General features: G+C 64.5%; 18 protein-coding genes and 1 pseudogene. 7 read left to right on the forward strand and 12 right to left on the reverse strand.

Features of this window, described 5'->3' with window-relative positions:
• Positions 1 to 5 precede the first annotated feature (5 nt).
• Positions 6 to 908, reverse strand: a complete 903-nt coding sequence (gene gcvA / locus QQK18_RS06135; RefSeq protein WP_284339424.1) for a transcriptional regulator GcvA — start codon at positions 906 to 908, stop codon at positions 6 to 8.
• A 142-nt stretch (positions 909 to 1050) separates the two neighbouring features.
• Here gcvA and QQK18_RS06140 point away from each other — a divergent pair, with 142 nt between their 5' ends.
• The 4 genes from QQK18_RS06140 (at position 1051) to QQK18_RS06155 (ending at position 4598) form a co-directional block, all read left to right on the forward strand.
• The gene (locus QQK18_RS06140) at positions 1051 to 1299 is read left to right on the forward strand and encodes a hypothetical protein (protein ID WP_284339425.1); all 249 of its coding nucleotides are present in this window, start codon (positions 1051 to 1053) and stop codon (positions 1297 to 1299) included.
• A 58-nt stretch (positions 1300 to 1357) separates the two neighbouring features.
• Positions 1358 to 1813 carry a VOC family protein gene (locus QQK18_RS06145; protein WP_284339426.1) on the forward strand — a complete coding sequence of 152 codons (456 nt, stop codon included), beginning with the start codon at positions 1358 to 1360 and terminating at the stop codon, positions 1811 to 1813.
• Positions 1814 to 1910: 97 nt separating this feature from the next.
• Positions 1911 to 2642, forward strand: coding sequence for an SDR family oxidoreductase (locus QQK18_RS06150; protein ID WP_284339427.1), 732 nt, complete (start codon positions 1911 to 1913; stop codon positions 2640 to 2642).
• A gap of 183 nt (positions 2643 to 2825) precedes the next feature.
• Complete coding sequence (locus QQK18_RS06155; protein ID WP_284339428.1) at positions 2826 to 4598, forward strand: SLC13 family permease; 1773 nt, start codon at positions 2826 to 2828, stop codon at positions 4596 to 4598.
• An 8-nt stretch (positions 4599 to 4606) separates the two neighbouring features.
• On the opposite strand, the gene QQK18_RS06160 is transcribed toward QQK18_RS06155, so the two are convergent.
• From QQK18_RS06160 to QQK18_RS06195, 8 genes and pseudogenes are all read right to left on the reverse strand, one after another.
• Positions 4607 to 6076 carry an alpha-L-arabinofuranosidase C-terminal domain-containing protein gene (locus QQK18_RS06160; protein ID WP_284339429.1) on the reverse strand — a complete coding sequence of 490 codons (1470 nt, stop codon included), beginning with the start codon at positions 6074 to 6076 and terminating at the stop codon, positions 4607 to 4609.
• Positions 6077 to 6235: 159 nt separating this feature from the next.
• Positions 6236 to 6673 carry a DUF302 domain-containing protein gene (locus QQK18_RS06165; RefSeq protein WP_284339430.1) on the reverse strand — a complete coding sequence of 146 codons (438 nt, stop codon included), beginning with the start codon at positions 6671 to 6673 and terminating at the stop codon, positions 6236 to 6238.
• Positions 6670 to 7902, reverse strand: coding sequence for a flavin-containing monooxygenase (locus QQK18_RS06170; RefSeq protein ID WP_284339431.1), 1233 nt, complete (start codon positions 7900 to 7902; stop codon positions 6670 to 6672). Before QQK18_RS06170 ends, QQK18_RS06165 begins: the two co-directional genes overlap by 4 nt.
• 123 nt (positions 7903 to 8025) lie before the next feature.
• Positions 8026 to 9585 carry a LuxR family transcriptional regulator gene (locus tag QQK18_RS06175; protein ID WP_284339432.1) on the reverse strand — a complete coding sequence of 520 codons (1560 nt, stop codon included), beginning with the start codon at positions 9583 to 9585 and terminating at the stop codon, positions 8026 to 8028.
• Positions 9586 to 9757: 172 nt separating this feature from the next.
• Positions 9758 to 10636, reverse strand: a complete 879-nt coding sequence (locus tag QQK18_RS06180; RefSeq protein WP_284339433.1) for a sigma-70 family RNA polymerase sigma factor — start codon at positions 10634 to 10636, stop codon at positions 9758 to 9760.
• Positions 10633 to 10947 carry a putative quinol monooxygenase gene (locus QQK18_RS06185; RefSeq protein WP_284339434.1) on the reverse strand — a complete coding sequence of 105 codons (315 nt, stop codon included), beginning with the start codon at positions 10945 to 10947 and terminating at the stop codon, positions 10633 to 10635. The genes QQK18_RS06180 and QQK18_RS06185 overlap by 4 nt, the downstream gene beginning before the upstream one ends.
• Positions 10948 to 11103: 156 nt before the next feature.
• A complete protein-coding gene (locus tag QQK18_RS06190; protein WP_284339435.1) occupies positions 11104 to 12402 on the reverse strand; it encodes an MFS transporter in 1299 nt (432 codons plus the stop codon).
• 89 nt (positions 12403 to 12491) lie between these two features.
• A pseudogene (locus tag QQK18_RS06195) lies at positions 12492 to 12793 on the reverse strand (GMC oxidoreductase); the annotation flags it as partial.
• A 4-nt stretch (positions 12794 to 12797) separates the two neighbouring features.
• Between QQK18_RS06195 and QQK18_RS06200 the strand changes: the two are divergent.
• On the forward strand, positions 12798 to 12995 hold the full coding sequence (locus tag QQK18_RS06200; protein ID WP_284340007.1) for a hypothetical protein: 198 nt from the start codon (positions 12798 to 12800) through the stop codon (positions 12993 to 12995).
• A 19-nt stretch (positions 12996 to 13014) separates the two neighbouring features.
• Here the strand turns inward: QQK18_RS06200 and QQK18_RS06205 are convergent, their stop codons facing one another.
• The gene (locus QQK18_RS06205; RefSeq protein ID WP_284339436.1) at positions 13015 to 13575 is read right to left on the reverse strand and encodes a dihydrofolate reductase family protein; all 561 of its coding nucleotides are present in this window, start codon (positions 13573 to 13575) and stop codon (positions 13015 to 13017) included.
• A gap of 167 nt (positions 13576 to 13742) precedes the next feature.
• Between QQK18_RS06205 and QQK18_RS06210 the strand changes: the two genes are divergently transcribed.
• The gene (locus QQK18_RS06210) at positions 13743 to 13880 is read left to right on the forward strand and encodes a hypothetical protein (protein WP_284339437.1); all 138 of its coding nucleotides are present in this window, start codon (positions 13743 to 13745) and stop codon (positions 13878 to 13880) included.
• Between the two features lie 102 nt (positions 13881 to 13982).
• Positions 13983 to 15302 carry an MFS transporter gene (locus QQK18_RS06215; RefSeq protein ID WP_284339438.1) on the forward strand — a complete coding sequence of 440 codons (1320 nt, stop codon included), beginning with the start codon at positions 13983 to 13985 and terminating at the stop codon, positions 15300 to 15302.
• 59 nt (positions 15303 to 15361) lie between these two features.
• Here QQK18_RS06215 and QQK18_RS06220 read toward each other — a convergent pair whose 3' ends face one another.
• Both QQK18_RS06220 and QQK18_RS06225 read right to left on the reverse strand, forming a co-directional pair.
• Positions 15362 to 16195: a carbohydrate-binding domain-containing protein gene (locus QQK18_RS06220; RefSeq protein ID WP_284339439.1), complete on the reverse strand. Its 834-nt coding sequence runs from the start codon at positions 16193 to 16195 to the stop codon at positions 15362 to 15364.
• Between the two features lie 176 nt (positions 16196 to 16371).
• Positions 16372 to 17049 carry an RraA family protein gene (locus tag QQK18_RS06225; RefSeq protein ID WP_284339440.1) on the reverse strand — a complete coding sequence of 226 codons (678 nt, stop codon included), beginning with the start codon at positions 17047 to 17049 and terminating at the stop codon, positions 16372 to 16374.
• Between the last annotated feature and the right edge of the window lie 18 nt (positions 17050 to 17067).

The following is a 17067-nucleotide window of genomic DNA, read 5'->3' on the forward strand; positions in this document are numbered from 1 at the left end:
GACCGCTACCCGGTAACCTCTCGGTCGGCCGCCGCTTCTTCCAGGAGCCAGTCGCGAAAGGCCCTGACCTTTCTCTGCCGCAGGGCGCTCGCGAGATAGACGACGTAGTAGCTGGACGTCGCCTTGAACTTGAGGTCGAACGGGCGGACCAGCCTTCCTGCCGCCAGGTCTGCCGAAACGAGTGCGCTCCGGCCGAGGAGCACACCCTCGCCGTGCACCGCTGCATCGGTGGCATAGGTAGCGGAATCGAACCTGACGCCACTGTTCGGGTCGATACCTTCGACGCCGGCGCGCTGCAGCCACAGGGCCCAGTTGATAGGGAAGCCGTCATGGATGAGAGTGTGATGTTTGAGGTCGCTCGGTTCGCGCAAAGGATGCTCACCCTGCAGCAGTTCCGGACTGCACACGGGGAACACCTCCACCTCCGACAGGAACTCCGAGACCACCCCCTCATACTCCCCGCCACCGTAACGGATCGCGATATCGATCCCGTCCCTGACGAAATCGGCAAGCACCCCTGAGGTTGAAATCCGCACATCGATGTCCCGATGGGCGCGATGGAAGCGATGGAGCCTCGGCACCAGCCACCGGCCCGCAAAGCCATCCGACGTCGAGACGGTCAGGACGCCTGCCGAACGCGGCGCCGTGGCAACGATCGTCGCGGCGCTGATCCGGTCGAGCGCTGCGCCGATCTCGGCTGCGTACGCGGCACCCGCCGGCGTCAGGCTGACGGATCGCGTTCCCCTTTCGAAGAGCCCGATACCGAGCCTCTCCTCGATGTTGCGGATGGCGCGGCTGATGGCGCCGTGCGTCAGGTTCAGCTCAGCGGCCGCGTTGGTGAAGCTGAGGTGACGCGCCGCCGCATCGAACGCGGGAAGAGCGGTCAAGGGGGGGAGCTTGCGCGGCATGGTTCAACCTGTGAGTTTTGCTCACACATCGTGCACGAATATTCGTTTGTTGTCCATGCAAGAGGGAGGCAAGGTATCGGCATGGAAGCACGGATTTCCGGCTTCCATGAGATAGCCAAAAGAGACAGGAAAGGAATTCGCTGTGAGCACTAATCACGCAATCGCTGATGCATGCAATGAGGTCGTACTGACGTCGGCACGCACTTTCGCAATCCCGTCGCCGCGCCACTTCGCCCTGGCAGGCCTTGCCCGCCTCGCCGCCGTCTTGCGGCGTCGGAAGCTCCAAGCGTTCGCCGCTTACCCGGATCACCTGCTTGCCGACATGGGCTACGGGCGCGACTGGGACGGCTCGATCGTCCCCCTCGTCAACGACCCCAAGGGATGGAGCTGAACGACAGCTCGACGCGCCTGGCCACGACCACTCACTCAAAACCCAAAGGATAAGAACGATGCCAAAGGTCTTTCCCCATCTCTGGTTCCAGAACCAGGCCGAAGAGGCCATGGAATTCTACATGTCAGTCTTCAAGGACAGTAAAGTCCTCAACCGCACGGAGCTGCCCGATCCCGAACTCTCGGTCGTCCGTTTTGAGCTCGCCGGCCAGCCGGTCGTTGCTCTCAATACCAACTCGCACGCGCCCTACAACGAGGCCTTCTCGTTCCTGGTGGAGACGCAGGACCAGGCGGAGACCGACTATTACTGGAACGCGCTGACGGCCGGCGGCGGCAAGGAGCAGCCCTGTGGATGGCTGACCGACAAGTTCGGTGTCTATTGGCAGGTGACGCCGACAGCCCTTCTGCGGATGGTCTCAGACCCGGACCGGGAAAAGGCCAACCGCGTCCTTGAGGCCATGTACAAGATGAAGAAGATCATCATCGCCGACCTCGAGCGCGCCTACCAGGGCTGACGCGCCCGACCCACTGCCCGAAGGCGTCGAGGGCGGCTTGGTGACTGCCCAGGCCAGTACCTAACCCAATTCATACAAAACCCGAATGGAGGATCCCATGGCAACGCTTATGGGCCAGAAAGTCGTCGTCGTCGGAGGCAGCTCCGGCATTGGTCTGGGTGTCGCAGCTGCTGCCCTCAAGAGCGGCGCGGACGTCGTGATCATTGGCCGCTCGCCGGGCAAGCTGCAGGCGGCAGAACAGGCGCTCGCCGCAGAGGGCCGTGTCAGAGCCATTGCCGGCGACATGACGCAGGAAGCTGAGATTGCCCTTGTGTTCAACGAGATCGGTGCGTTCGATCATCTCGTCTCGACGGCCGGACCGCCGCCGCCCGGTGATCCCATCGATGAAACCGAAATGGATGCCGTGCGCCGCTTCATCGACAACAAGCTGGTCGGCGCCGTCATGCTCGCCAAGCATGCCGTACGTACCCTGAGGACCGGAGGGTCCATGACCTTCACGTCAGGGATCAACAAGGATCGCCCGCCGGTCCCCGGAGGTGCGGTGGTGTCGGCGATTGCCGGCTCATTCAGCTATTTTGCCACTGCCCTGTCACTGGAACTGGCGCCGACCCGCGTCAATGTCATATCCCCCGGCTGGGTCGACACACCATTGTTCGACGAACTCGTCGGCGAGGCCAAGTCCGGCTACTTCGAGGACATGGCCGCCCGCCTGCCGGCGGGAAAGATCGCGACACCCGCCGACATCGCTCCCGCCTACGTCTACGCCATGGAAAGCGACTTCACCACCGGCGAGACCATTCACATCGACGGTGGGCAGCGGCTGATCTAGACGCTGCGACCGTAGAGGTTGGGCGCGCGACGGATCAGTAAGTCGCGCGCTCCAAACTGTTCGTCGGGCAGGAAATGCGGTTGTGCCTAGGGCTGCGCAAGCGGCGGCTACGGGTGGATGTACATGCCATCGTCTGGTAGGCCGGGGGGCACGCACCGATGTCACCTCAGCGAGTTGCCGCCCGTGACCTACGAGCAGATCTTCCTCTTCACTCTCCTCGGCCTGGTGTTCGGGCTCCTGGTGTGGGGCCGCATACGCTATGACCTCGTGGCATTCGCCGCCCTGGTGGTGGCTGTCGTCGGCGGCGTCGTTCCGGCCGAACACGCATTCGAGGGTTTCGGGCATGAGGCCGTGATTATCATTGCCCTGGTGCTGATCGTCTCGCGCGCCATGCTCAATGCCGGCGCAGTGGAGCTCGTTGCCCGTTTCGTCGTCTCCGCCGACAGGCCGCTCTCCACCCATATCGGCTTCATGTCGGTGGCCGGGGCGGCCATGTCGGCGGTCATTAACAATGTGGCAGCACTCGTCATGCTGATGTCGCTGGACATCGAGGCGGCGGAAAAGGCCAAGCGCCCCGTCTCCCGTTCGCTGATGCCGCTGTCCTTCGCGACGATCCTCGGCGGCATGATCACCCTGATCGGGACACCGCCCAACATCGTCGTCGCGCAGTTCCGCGAACGCGCGCTCGGCGCCCCCTTTTCAATGTTCGACTTTTCGCCGGTCGGGTTGGTGTGCGCCTCCATCGGCATCGCGTTCGTCACCACCATAGGCTGGCGGTTGATCCCCGAGGAGGCAAAGCGCGCAACGGCCGGCGAGCGCGCCGAGACCGACCTATTCGTTGCGGAGGCGGGCGTCGGCGAAAAATCGAAGAGCATCGGCAAGACGCCTGCCGATCTGTTCCCCGTCGCCGAAGAGCACGACATCATTATCCTTGGCCTCGTGCGCAACGGCCGGCGCCTGCCGGGCTTTTCGAGGAGCGTCGAAATCCGCCAGGGCGATGCCGTCGTCCTCGAAGGCGACCCGAAATCCATCGAGGCCTTTATCGGCGCCGCCAGCCTCGACACCATCGACTCCGAGGACCATGGCGGTCTGCGCGGCGAGACGTTGACGCTGGTGGAGGCGACCGTCCCGCAGAACGCGCGCATGGCCGGACGTACCGCCCAGGGCCTGGGCCTGCTCTACAGGCGCGGCGTGGTCCTGCTCGGCGTGTCGCGCCAGGGCCGGCGTTTCCGCGAGCGCGTGCGCCGGCTGCCGATCGAGCCCGGCGATGTGGTGCTGCTGCTGGGCCCCGAAAGCCGCGTCAGGGATAGTGCCGAGTGGCTCGGCGTGCTGCCGCTCGCCGAAAAGAGCCATACCGTCATCCAGCGCAGCAAGGCATTGTTCGCCATCGCCGCCTTCGCCGTCGGCGTAGGGGCGGCCGTTGCCGGCCTCCTACCGCTGGCGGTTGCGCTTGCCGCGGTGGTCGGCGTCTACGCTCTTTCCGGCATCGTTGGCGGGCGAGAAGTCTACGAGGCCGTGGAATGGCCGGTCATCGTGCTGCTCGGCTCCCTCATCCCGCTGGGCCTGGCGCTTGAAAGCTCGGGCGGCACGCAACTCATTGCAGAGGGTATCCTGTCGCTGACCGGATCGTTGCCGATATGGGCGATCCTTGCCCTTCTCATGATCGTCACCATGACCTTGTCCGACTTCCTCAACAATGTGGCGACGGCGCTGATCGCGGCCCCTGTCGGGCTCTCGATCGCACGGTCCCTCGAGGTGTCGCCCGACCCGTTCCTCATGGCCGTGGCGGTCGCCGCGTCCTGCGCCTTCCTCACCCCCATCGGCCACAAGAACAACACCATCATCATGGGGCCCGGAGGCTATCGCTTCGGCGACTACTGGCGCATGGGCCTGCCACTCGAAGCCATCATCATCGCCGTCGCCGTGCCGGCCATCCTGTTCTTCTGGCCGCTTTAGAGCGGCCGTCAGGCAGGGATATGCAGCATGCAGAGCGCATGCGGCGGGATCGAGAAGGCTTCGTCCTTGTCCTGCACAACCGCTCTCCTCGGCGCCACCGCATTCGGCTTTTCGACAGAATTGAAGGCGTCCGCAGAGTTGCCTTCGAGGATATCGACGGAGAACTCACCTCTGAGGGTTTGCCCATCGAGCATGATCCGGCAATCCGCTTTTGCCGTCGGATCGCGGTTGACGATGGTGACCGTGGTTCCAGCGCCGTCCTTGCTGACGATTGCGTCGACCCTGGCAACGCTCTTAGCTCCATGCCCGAGCCGCGGCCCCTCCACCCGCGCGTCGATCATCCGTTCGCGGATGTGATCGACATACATCTTCATCGCGTGGAACGTGGTCCGCCTTACGATGCCGTCCTTGTGGGCATAGAGCGGTCCGCGGGTGTTCACGGTCGGCGCCACATTGGCCATGGTGACAACGTCTGCGTTGCGCAGGCACGCGTTGAAGAACGAAGCCGAGAACAGCGCGTCCGCCATGGTATAGGTGCTCGGCACGTCGTTGAGGTCGCGCGCCTTGATCTTGTCGTCGCCCGTTCCGTCCGGATGGTGCCAGCCGCGCAGGTTCCATTCGTCGAAAGCGATCTTGACCTTGCCGGTGAAACCGGCGGCGCCGATGACGTTACGCGTCTCAGCGATCATCCGGTCGGGAGACTCGCAACTCATGATCGCCGTCATATAGTCGGACGGGTTCTCGACCTGCGAGAGGTGGTCCCAGTAGCCGTGGATGGAAATGAGATCGAGGTAGCGGCCGGCCGAGCGCAGCAGGCCCATGGTCCACTCGCTGTCGGGAACGGCCGCGGCGGACAGGAGGATGTCCTCGTCGACCGCGCGCATCATCTTGGCGGATTCGGCAACATACGGCCCCCATTCGGCGGCCGTCTTGGCGCCGATCTGCCAATCGCCGTAGCTCTCGTTGCCGATACCCCAGTACCGGACGCCGAAGGGCCGGTCATTGCCGTTTTGCCGCCGCTGGTTGGCATAGCGGGTCTCGTAGCGGCCGTTGCAATACTCGACCCAGTTGCTCATTTCCTCGGCGGTGCCGTTGCCGCCATTGGTGCAGATATAGGGCTCGCAGCCGACCTCCCGGCACCAGGCGATGAACTCGTCGGTGCCGAAGGTATTGGGCTCGGGTACGCGCCAGGCCTTGTTGTAGGAGGGGATGCGGTTGAGGCCGATGGCTTCATACCAGTGATGGTCGGAAACGTAGTTGCCGCCGGGCCAGCGCATGATCGGCGTCTTGAGCTCGCGCAGCGCCTCGATGACGTCCATGCGGAAACCCCGGTCGTCAGCGAGCTGCGAGCCCGGCTCGTAGAGCCCACCATAGATCTGGGTATGGAAGTGCTCGATGAAGTGACCGAAGATCATCCGGTCCCACCGCTGGCCGCCGATGCGCGAGTCCGCAACAATGCTGGTGATGTCTGAACTCATTATGCCTCATCGGACCGGTTGGGCTCGGCCGGGTGAAGGCCGGAACCGGAGCAGCGGGTGGAATACCCCGCATTGTCACCGTTGGCGCGAAAACGGCAAGGTGAGAAGCGCGCGATCTGATCCCATCAGATCGCGCGCTCTGGTTCTCGATGCTGCGGGCTATTCGGCCGCTGCCGAGGTGATCTTATCCAGCGTGCTGGCCATCACCTGCAGCACCGGCGCATCGGCGGGAATGTCCCACTCGGCGAGGATTTCGGCCGGAACTTCATACGCCATCGCCGTGCCGTTATCGGTGTCGTAGACGAGGATTTTCCCGGGCAGGTCGAGCGCGGCCATCCGGTCCGCGGACAGCGCCTGCGCGCCGATCCTGGGATCACCGAAGATGACGAGTTGGATGTCGCCGACATCCTCTCCGATACTTTTGACGCCGCCGCCGAAGTCGACGATGCCGAAAACCCGCGCCCCTTCGGCTTCGACCGACGCCTCCAGTCTCTCCACTGTTTCGGAGACGGAACCGGCGGATGGCACGACCACCGGCTCGGCAAATGCGGCCGTCGGTACGCACGCGAGAAGCGCTGCTTTGAGAATCAGTTTCATGGTCTTTCCTCCTTTGGTTTTGCCGCGGCGATCCAGCCCGCGACCCGGCGTGCGTCGCGCCCGACGCCCGAGACCAGTGTCGAGGACACCGCGTACTGGAAATGCAGCCCGGCGAAGTAGAGCCCGTCGACGTCGGTTGCTTTGCCGAACCGGTGGCGGGGGGTGCCGTGTTCGTCGAGGACCGGCAGGTCGATCCAGTCGAACCCGGAATGGTAACCGGTGCACCAGATCACGCTGGAAAACGTGACCTCTGCACCCCCTTCGGCCACTGCCTTGTCGTCTGTGATCGCGGTGATCTTGCCGATCCGCCGGACGCCGGCACGCTCCAACTGGCCCGGTCGTGTGCGGATCAGCGGCATGCCGTGCCCGTGCATCTTTGTGCGGAACTTGCGTCCCATGGGCGTGCGCATCGTCAGCAGGTGATGGAACAACCCGCGGATGACCAGGCGGACCATCACTACGCGTGCAGGAAGGCCGGTTGGGTTGAACGGGATGTGCCCGACCGCGCGTCCGGAGAGGTAGACCTTGTGCGTCCTGGCAAGATCCATGGCGATCTCGGCGCCCGAATTGCCGGCGCCGATCAGCAGCACGGGGCCGTCCGGCAGCTGCGCGGGGTTCCTGTAGTCACGCGAATGCATCTGGAGAACGTTCGCCCCGATATCCTGCGCAAGCTCCGGCACGCGCGGCTTCTGATAGCCTGCCGCCGCAACCACCACCTGATCTGCCTGGTAGACACCGTCCGTAGTCTCCACGCGAAAGCGGCCGTTTGCCTTGCTCAGCTTCTCGACGCGGGCGTTGAGGCGCACCGGCAAGCCGAACTTTTCGGCGTAGCTTTCGAGGTAATCGGCCATCTCGTCTTTGGTCGGAAAAACGTCGCCATGCGCCGGGAAGCGGTAGCCGTCGAGCCCATCGAACTTGGCCGGGGTGAAGAGCCTCAGCGAATCCCACCGGTGCCGCCAGACATCGCCAAGTCGCGAGGCTCCATCCAGGATGACATGGTCGACGCCCCTATGCTTCAGATGGTAGCCGACCGAGAGCCCCGCCTGGCCCGCCCCGATCACCACGACGTCGTGATGCTCAGGCTCGGCCTTGCCCGATGTCTGCGAAGATGCCGCGGGAAATGCGCCGGGCTGGGTTCGCAGCAGATTGCCCGTCTCCACGAGGTCCGCCGGATGGTGGCCACTCCGGGCCCTGTCGTCGGCAGATGTGGTCATGCGCGTGCTGGCCATGGTCTCCCTCCAGTCTAGTCGTCATTCTGGAGGAGAGCATAGGCAAGCGACGGGCAGCCTTCATCGTAAGGACGACCCACGCTGCATATTTTGTGCAATGGGGCGTTTGACCCATTCCGCGCGTCAGATCGAGCCGGACTTCAACGCCTTGGCGACCGCCGCCGCGCGCGAGGGGACACCGAGCTTGCCGAAGATGTTCTCGACATGGCGGTTCACCGTCTTGGAGCTGACCCGGAGCTCCTCGGCAATCTCGCGGTTCGTGCGGCCATCGGCGACCAGCGACAGCACCTGTCGCTCGCGCGCCGTCAGCTCGTCGTCCCTCGTCGCCTTTGACCCGGGCCGAAGCTCGTGGATCCGAGCGAGGTCAGGTGCAGCGCCGAGGTCCTCGAAGACTTTCTCGGCCGCATCGAGCTCCCGCTCGGCGTGTTCGAAGTCGCCGAGCTCGGCACAGCCTCGCGCGATGTCGACGCGCAGGCGAGCCACGAGATAGGGCGCGCCGAACTCGAGCCAATAGCGCAGCGCACGGGTAAGCACCGCTACGGCATCGCCGAAATTTCCGCGCGCCAGAGCCAGCGCGCCGTGTCCCTGATCGGCAACGCGCGCCAGGATCTCGGTGCCGAAGAGCTCCGCGATGTCCGACAGTTCACCGCAAAGCCGTTCGGCCGCATCGAGATCACCGCAAGCGATGAAGATCTCGATGCCTGCCGGCAGCAACGCCGTTTTCCGCGGCATGTCGCCGGCCGTTTCCAGGGCGCGTCGGATCGCAGCGACAGCCTCCTCGTGCCGACCCTGCGCCAGGCGGAGCAGTGCCAGGCCCGGCTGCGGGTCGATACCCATTTCGCCGGCCAGGCGATACTCGGCATCCGACTTCTCGAACACGCCGCGCAGCCGCAGGATCTCGCCCCGCCGGTAGGCCGCGTTGGCCATGGCGGTCTGTTCGGTCGTGCCGGTGAGACCCACCCCGGCGTGCTCGGCCTCCGAAAAGGCTTCGCTCCAGTTGCCCTCGAGTTGCAGCACCTCGGCCCGGTGTACCTGGCAGACGCCGTTGAAGGCTTTGGCCTGGGGATTGCGCCGGCACCAGTCCGTCAGAATCGCGGTCCATTCGCGCGCGCGGACCATTTCGAGCACCCGGCAGCAGGAGGCGACGATCTCGCAATAGACGACACCGCTCACCACCGGCGAGAGACGCCGACTGCTGGCCAGCAACATGGCCTCGTCGATCGGCACATAGCCCTCGTCGATGCGGCCGAGGCGGAATAGAAGACCGCCCTTCATGCTGCCGGCGAGGGCAATAAGGTCGGGTTCGTTCTGGGCTTCTCCGAAGGCGATGGCCCTGTCGGCAATCTCGATCGCCGCTTCATAGGCGCCTTTCCCCCGCAGCATGTACGCCTGGGGCAACAGGAGATAGCCGCGCTGCACGCAATCGGGTGACGTCTGTTCGGCGTGTCTGCCGGCACGCTGGAGCCATCCGGCCCCCAGCCCGACCTCTCCCGCCTGCATGTTGCGAAGTCCGCACCAGAATGCCGCGCGCGCGCATTCCTCGTGGTTCTCGTGGGCAGCGTGATACGCGTAGACCCGCTCGAGCGCGGCGAGCATGACGCGATCCTGCGCCGCGATCCCAGCGGCCCAGACCAGTGCCTCAACGTCGTTGATCTCGAGCTCGGTTTCGGCATCGGCGCGCAAGAACAGCTCGGTCGCGTCCGCCCATGCACTGCGTCGATAGGCGTCCCGCGCAGCTTGAATTGTTTCAAGCGGGTCTCGTGACATCTCGTCAGAAAGCATACACCAATGTGCCGGAATAGCGAAAACACGTGGCCTTGCCGGCTCGGCAAATGCCGCGAAGAAAATCCACCGGTTAGTGAAGATGCCTCAGCTTATCGGGGTTCCGCACCGCATAGATGGCCACGATCTTTCCGTCCTCGATGTCGAGAGCGGTCGCCTGGAGTTCGCCGTCCGCTTCCAGACTGATGAAACCGGGCAGTCCGTTGATGAAAGCGATGCGCACAAGCCTTGATCCATTCTCCTGCACCTGGGTCGTGCGAGCCTCGAACAGGTTCATGACGGCATCGAACCCCAGGATCGGATATGTGGCTGCTGGGCGCTTGCCCCCACCGTCGGCGTGAATGCTGACATCGGCGGCCAACATCGCGCTGAGCGCCTTTATGTCGCCGCCGCGCGAAGCAGAGAAAAAGGCCTCGGCGATCTCGAGGCCACGTTGTTTCTCCACCTGAAAGCGGGGGCGCGCCTCACGAACATGTATGCGTGCGCGCGCCGCGAGTTGGCGGCAGGCCGCGGGCTCGCGCTGGATGGTCGCCGCCACTTCGTCGAAATCCAATCCGAACACGTCGTGCAGCAGAAAGGCTGCGCGTTCGAGCGGAGAAAGACGTTCCAGAGCCAGCATCATCGGCAAGGTCACGTCTTCGACGTCTTCGTCCTCGACGACAGGTTCGGGAAGCCAGGGCCCGACATAGGTCTCGCGCTGGCGCTGCGCGGATTTGAGCTGATCGAGGCAGAGCCGCGTGACGGTGCGGCGCAGGAACGCCTCGGGATTGCACACCTTAGTCCGGTCGGTGCCCATCCAGCGGATGAAGGCCTCCTGGACCATGTCCTCGGCGTCGGCCACGGCGCCCAGCATTCGGTAGGCGACGCGCAGGAGCTTTGGACGCAGCGGGTTGAAACTGCCCGCTGCGTCCAGAGAGGTTGTGGTCGTTATCCGGCCAGTCGATCGGCTCAACTCTGCGCCGCCTTTATGTATTTCGGGGTAGCCCTCCGGACCTCGCCCGGCTCGGCGAGCAGAGCTTGCGTCTCCCGCTGATAATCGGCGAACCAGGGCTGCTGCACGAACTCTTCGTTACTGGCCTCATCGGCGGCAAGTCCAAACACGATAATCCTGTCGGGATCGTTGTCGTCGTAGCAGTAGTAGGAGCTGAGCGCGCCGTTGCTGCTGGCGACATAGTCGCGAGCATACTTTTCCCACACGCGCCTGACCTCGTCGCGCTGACCGGGTTTTGCCTTGAGCATCACGAGACCTGCGTTCTTGCTCATACCATTCTCCTTAAATTGCGGCTTTTGCGGCCGCTGTTGCCGGGCTCTCTTTGCCCGACACAAAAGACGAGCCAGGAATTGCGAATGTGACATGCCTCCCCCAAAATCTTGATGCAGGCCCAAACGGGAGAGGCGGCGCGTCTGCACGCGTAAGCGTCAGCCGCTCGCCTGTTCCTGGGGCGGTGGTTCTGTCGGTTCTTGCATGACCAGGTCACTGAGCTGGATGGCCTCTTCATCGCCAACGACCGAAACCGCGGCGCTGGTGCCGAGATCGAAGTTCTGCTTTTCGGCCTCCGGCAGTCCCTCGCGCCGGACCAGTCGCACGGCAACGAAGATGATCAAGGCAACTTGCACCAGCCCATTGACGACGAAGATTCCCGCAATACCGAACAGCGTGAAGCTCAGCGCGGTGATGAGCGGGCCGATGGTCGAACCGACGCCATTGAGCAGCAGAAGGCCGGCCGAGATCTCGACATAGTCGGCCCGATCGGCAAAGTCGAAGACATGCGCCGCAGCAATGGCATAGCTGGGCAGGAGGCCCGCGCCGAAGGCGAACCCCAGGACCAGCCACAGCCAGGTCGCATGCGGAAGCACCATGATCGCCGCCCCCGACACGACGGAGAAGGCCGCAAGGGCAATCAGCACATGGCGCCGATCCACCGTGTCGGACACCTTGCCAGCCGGCCACTGCACGACAGCCCCGCCGAGCACGGCAGCGCTCATGAACATGGCCGCCTCGGTGACATTGCCGCCGCTGGCGGCATTCGCATAGGTCGGACCCAACGACCAGAACGAGCCCGTCGCCAGCCCGATCAGAAAAATCGACACCGTGCCGGTGGGGGACAGGCGAAACATGCGCACCGGCCGGAAGCGCACGATGGTGATGGGTGCAGGCTGGCTCGAGCGTGTCATGACGATCGGCACGGCCGCCAGCGAGACCAGAACCGAGGCGATGGAAAACAGCACGAACGAACTCGGCTGCACCAGGGTTACCATCATCTGACCGAGGGTGATGACGGTGAAATTGACCGTGACATAGGTCGAAATCAGCATGCCGCGGGTTTCGTTGGTTGCCTGGTCGTTGAGCCAGCTCTCCACCACCAGATAGAGGCCTGCGAGGCAGAACCCGGTGAACATGCGTAAGAGGACCCAGATCAGCGGGTCGACCGCCAACGGGTAGCCCAGAGCCGCTGCCGAGGCGATCGATACCAGGGCGGCGAATGTGCGCACGTGACCGGCGCGCAGGATCAGCAGCGGCGACAGCACGCAGCCCAGCACAAAGCCGAGGAAATACCCGGACCCGAGGAGGCCGACCTCGAATGCAGAAAACCCCTCGATGCCGCCGCGGATCGGCAGCAGCATGAGCTGCAGGCCATTGCCGGTGATCAGAAGCGCGACACTGAGCAGGATCGCCCCGGCAGCCAGCAATGGCGAAGGCACTCCAGATTGCTGCATTGGCCTCCCCCCTATGCGGTTTGACCGAAGCATTCGCATCACGCTCCGGCAACGGTCAACTCGGCAAGGCAAAACCCCCGATCATGCTGCTAGCGGTCCGAAGACTGCCAGCGTGGATTGATCCAGGGCTGTGTATCTTCAGGTGGCAACATCTTGTTGCCCAGAATGTGATCCGAGGCCTTTTCCCCCACCAAGCAGCGTCATCCGCACGCCCCACCCGGCAGGTGGCGCACGGATGGAAGGCGCTCTCGGCGTGATCGCGGATATGCGCGTCCAATTCCTCGTCGGTCTGCACGTGCGCACCGGGAAGGATCTCGTTCCCCCTGAAGGTATCGAAGGCCGGCTGTGCGAAGATCTCGCGGGTCACGCGGATACAGTTACGGGCATCCGATGTCATGATCCCGGAAATCGTATCCGATGCGCAAATGCAGGTGCGCACGACAGGACCTGTGACCGAGGTCATCGACGCCCTTTCCAACGGAGCGAGTACCGTATCGGTGAGCAACGAAGAGGGGGCCGAAGTCGGATCGATCGCCAGCCAGCAGATCATCGACGCACTGCAGTCGAGGACCGATCGCGCCCACGACGCCTAGGGTCACTTTTAGGCCGGCATCACCTGGAACGCGGGTCCCGTACCGGCCGGAAAATGAAGTTCGTGACCTGACCGGCCTCGCTCATGGCTTGCTTTTCGAGCCGGACCGGAGGCTCCCCATCGGGTGTGTAGAGCGGACGACCTGCCCCGATCAGCACCGGGACCATGTGGATCACCACCTGATCGACCAGTCCCGCGCGCAGCAACGCCGACCCCAGCGTTGGCCCGATGATGACGACCATCTTGCCCTTGGCTGCCGCTTTGGCTTTGGCGACCGTCGCCGGCAGGTCGTTGCCGTCGGCAAACATGGTCCTCGGATCGTCAGGTGGCGGCCGGCGCGTGACGACGAACTCGGGAACCTTGACCTCGCCGCCATAGGCTTCGGGTTCCCGCTCCCAGCCGCGCGAAATGTCATAGCCACGACGACCGCCGAGGATACAGCCGACATTGGCCACGACTTCGTCGGCCAGGGGGTTGGGTCCCCAGTCGCCCTCCATGCCGTCGAGGCTGTCGTTGAGATCGGCTGCGAAGCCGTCAAGGCTTATGGAGCAGTGCAAAATCACGCCATCGGTCTTGAGCATCGTACCCTCCGTGCCAGGTTGAGCTTTGCGTATGCGAACGGTGCCGCGCCAGATGGCAGCACCGCGGTCATACCCATGGCTCTGCCTCGCCGTGTTGCGAAAGCTCGTTCGCTTGCAGCTTGCGCCATACTGGCAAGGCAGAACATGAGCAGTTCGGGACGAGATCGTTGACCAGTCGACCGACCGAGTTCTCGCCGGCCGGTCAGGCCCATTGGGTCGACCATCTCAACGATCGGTTGCTCGCCAACATCGGATTGACGCGCGAGACGATCAAACGGGGACTCTTATCCCTGGTCGCGCGTTGAGATTCTCCCGACGGTAATAGACGACACTCGACCAGGGCCGACCGGCCTCAGGCGCGGCGTTATCGCCGCGCCACCACGCCCATCTCCCTTACTGAGGCCAAAATGCTGAAGGTACTCACCGACCGGACCTATCGCCATCTGTTCCTGGCCCAGGTCATTGCCCTTGTCGGTACGGGCCTTGCGACGGTGGCGCTCGGCCTGCTCGCCTTTGAACTCGCCGGTGCCGATGCGGGCGCGGTGCTGGGCACGGCCCTTGCCATCAAGATGGTCGCCTATGTGGGCGTTGCGCCGATCGCCTCGGCCTTCGCCGAACGCCTGCCGCGCCGCTTCATGCTGGTCGCGTGCGATCTGGTGCGGGCGAGCGTTGCGGCCTGTCTGCCGTTCGTCACCGAGGTCTGGCAGGTCTATCTGCTGATCTTCGTGCTGCAATCGGCCTCGGCCGCATTCACCCCGACCTTCCAGGCGACCATCCCCGATGTGCTGGCCAACGACAAGGACTATACAAGCGCCCTCTCGCTGTCGCGGCTCGCCTACGATTTGGAAAGCCTCGTCAGCCCTCTGCTCACCGCGGCGCTGCTGGCCGTCGTCTCGTTCAACGCCCTGTTTTCCGGCACCGTCCTCGGCTTCCTCGCCTCGGCGCTGCTGGTTGTCTCGGTCGTGCTGCCGAGCCCGAAGCCCGCCAGGCCACGCGGCATCTACGACCGCACCACGAGGGGCCTGCGCATCTACCTCAACACGCCGCGCCTGCAAGGTCTACTGGCGCTGACCCTGGGGGTCGCGGCGGCCGGAGCCATGGTCATCGTCAACACCGTGGTGCTCGTCCAGTCTATCTTCGCTCTGAACCAGCAAGCGACGGCGCTCGCGCTCGCCGCGTTCGGCAGCGGCTCGATGCTCGCCGCGCTGGCCTTGCCCCGGCTCCTCGATCGCGTGCCGGACCGGCCGGTCATGCTCGCCGGCGCCGGCATTCTCGCCGCTGGCATGCTGGCCGGGAGCCTCCTCTCCGGCTTCGTGCCGCTGCTCTTTACCTGGTTCGCGGTCGGCATCGGCTATTCGATCACCCAGACCCCATCCGGTCGGCTCATACGGCGTTCCTCGCATGCAGAAGATCGCCCTGCCCTCTTTGCCGCCCAGTTCGCCCTCTCCCACGCCGCCTGGCTCATCACCTATCCTCTCGCCGGGTGGTTGGGAGCCACGGTCGGCATGCCCGCAACCTTCCTCGTCATGGCCGCCATCGCCGCGGCGGGCCTGATCCTGGCAATGCGCCTCTGGCCGGCGTCGGACCCGACCGCCCTCGAGCACACGCATGAGGACTTGCCTGCCGACCATCCGCATCTTGCGGGTGCGCGGGCGACAAGCGCCGGCTACCGGCACCTCCACGACTACATCATCGACGACGAGCACGCGTCCTGGCCGGAACGGTAATGAGGATTGAACCAGCACGCACCGACATAGACCGGCATCGTGTTGAATATCAGCACACCCTAAGGCCCCCAGAACTGCACGACGACGCGCCGGTTGGCGGCGGCGTCCGGCCCGAACTGGGTCGTGCCCTCGGTGGCAACGATATTGGCGGCCGGAAGCCGGGCGCCGCTCGCCAGAAGATGGTCGAGCACCACGGCAGCGCGCGCCGCGGTGATCCGCCGGTTGATCAGTGCCGAACCGGTCACGTCGGCATAGCCAGTTATGGTGACCGAGCAAACTCCGCTGTTGGCCACGTCGACGACGTCGCTGAGGGCCTGCGAGACGTTGGCCTCGCTCGCGGTCGCGTTGTGCGCGAACCCGGTGATCTCGGCCGCGGCGGAACAGGAGGCGGCGCTCGTCTCTCCACCTGCCGCATCAGCTTCTGGCAAAGCCCCTGCCTCGAGCCAGCCGCCCGGCGGCGCATTGACGACCGCGATTTCCGCCTCCGACCACACCTGCACGACTGCCCCCGTGTCCCGCTCGATGCGTTCGCCATTGCTGGTGAGGATGAATTGAGCGGGCGCCAGCGGCGTGTCCCCCACCCTGCCGCCGAGGATGTGGAGGCTGCGGTCCTTGCCCTCACCGCCATAATGGTCGTTGGTCAAGCGGATGGTGAGATCACCATTGCCGGCAAGGATCCGGTCGTCGACCGTAAAGTGGAAAACGCTTCCCTCCGGAACTGGATCGTCGATCGTACCGGTCGCGACCACCTCGCCGCCGATCGCCGCCTCGAACGCCGGGCCGCCGTCATAGGCCGTGCCCGACAGCGTAAGCTCCATTTCCGCACCAACGCACGGCGCCGCCGCGATCACTGCGGCACTCGCCAGGGCGCAGGCTCCAGAACGCAAGACCATCTCAGCTTCCCCACCGCATCGCATTCGCAACGTTCCGGTCGCGACTTGGATGCCGGGGCCTGCGGTCACACGGTCGCGGGGATGGGCCAATGGTTAAGACATTCTCTCTTCCCGCCGGCATCCCAGCGCAGGCGGGAAGAGATGGTGCCTTCCATTGACGGCGGCTTCCCCCGCCCTCACGCCGGCCCGCTGCTGCCCAGCGGCCAGACGCTTTGCAGCGTTTCGCCCGACAGGATCCGCTCCCGGCATAGCGCTTCACCCTTGCCGTTCTCGTCGGCCGCATCGGCGATGGTCGCAATGAGCTCGCGCGGGATGACGACGACACCGCTGATATCGGCAAAGATCACGTCGCCCGGACGCACGCGCACGCCATCGATATCGAGGTCGATATGCGCCCTGGTCGGCTCCATGCGGCCCGAGACGCCGACCGGACTCGTGCCGCGGGCAAACAGCGGATAGTCGAGATGCCGGACCTCGGCGAGGTCGCGCACGGTGCCGTGGACGACGGTCGCGGCAGCACCCGCGACCTTGGCTCCGGTCGACATCAATTCGCCCGTGCCCGAGCCCTCGGCGCAGGACGCATCAACCATCATGATCCCGCCCTTGATCACGCCGTCGATGGCGCCGTGATAGACATCCTGCGGCTGTCCGGTGCGGGTCGAGGGCTCGTAGAGGACGGTCACCGCCGGGCCGCAGACCACCTTGCCTGGAGGCAGGCTCCCGAACAGCGAAATGCCCTTGAGGTGGCCGTAGGCGCCATGCTTGTCCATGACGTCATGGATGTCGCCGGAATACCAGTTGGAAAGGCGGTTGATCGACGCCCAGTCAGTGGTCGAATAATCGAAAATGCTCATGAGGGAGTCCTGTTCAGA

The organism is Devosia nitrariae, assembly GCF_030160115.1.
Taxonomy (GTDB): Bacteria; Pseudomonadota; Alphaproteobacteria; order Rhizobiales; family Devosiaceae; genus Devosia; species Devosia nitrariae.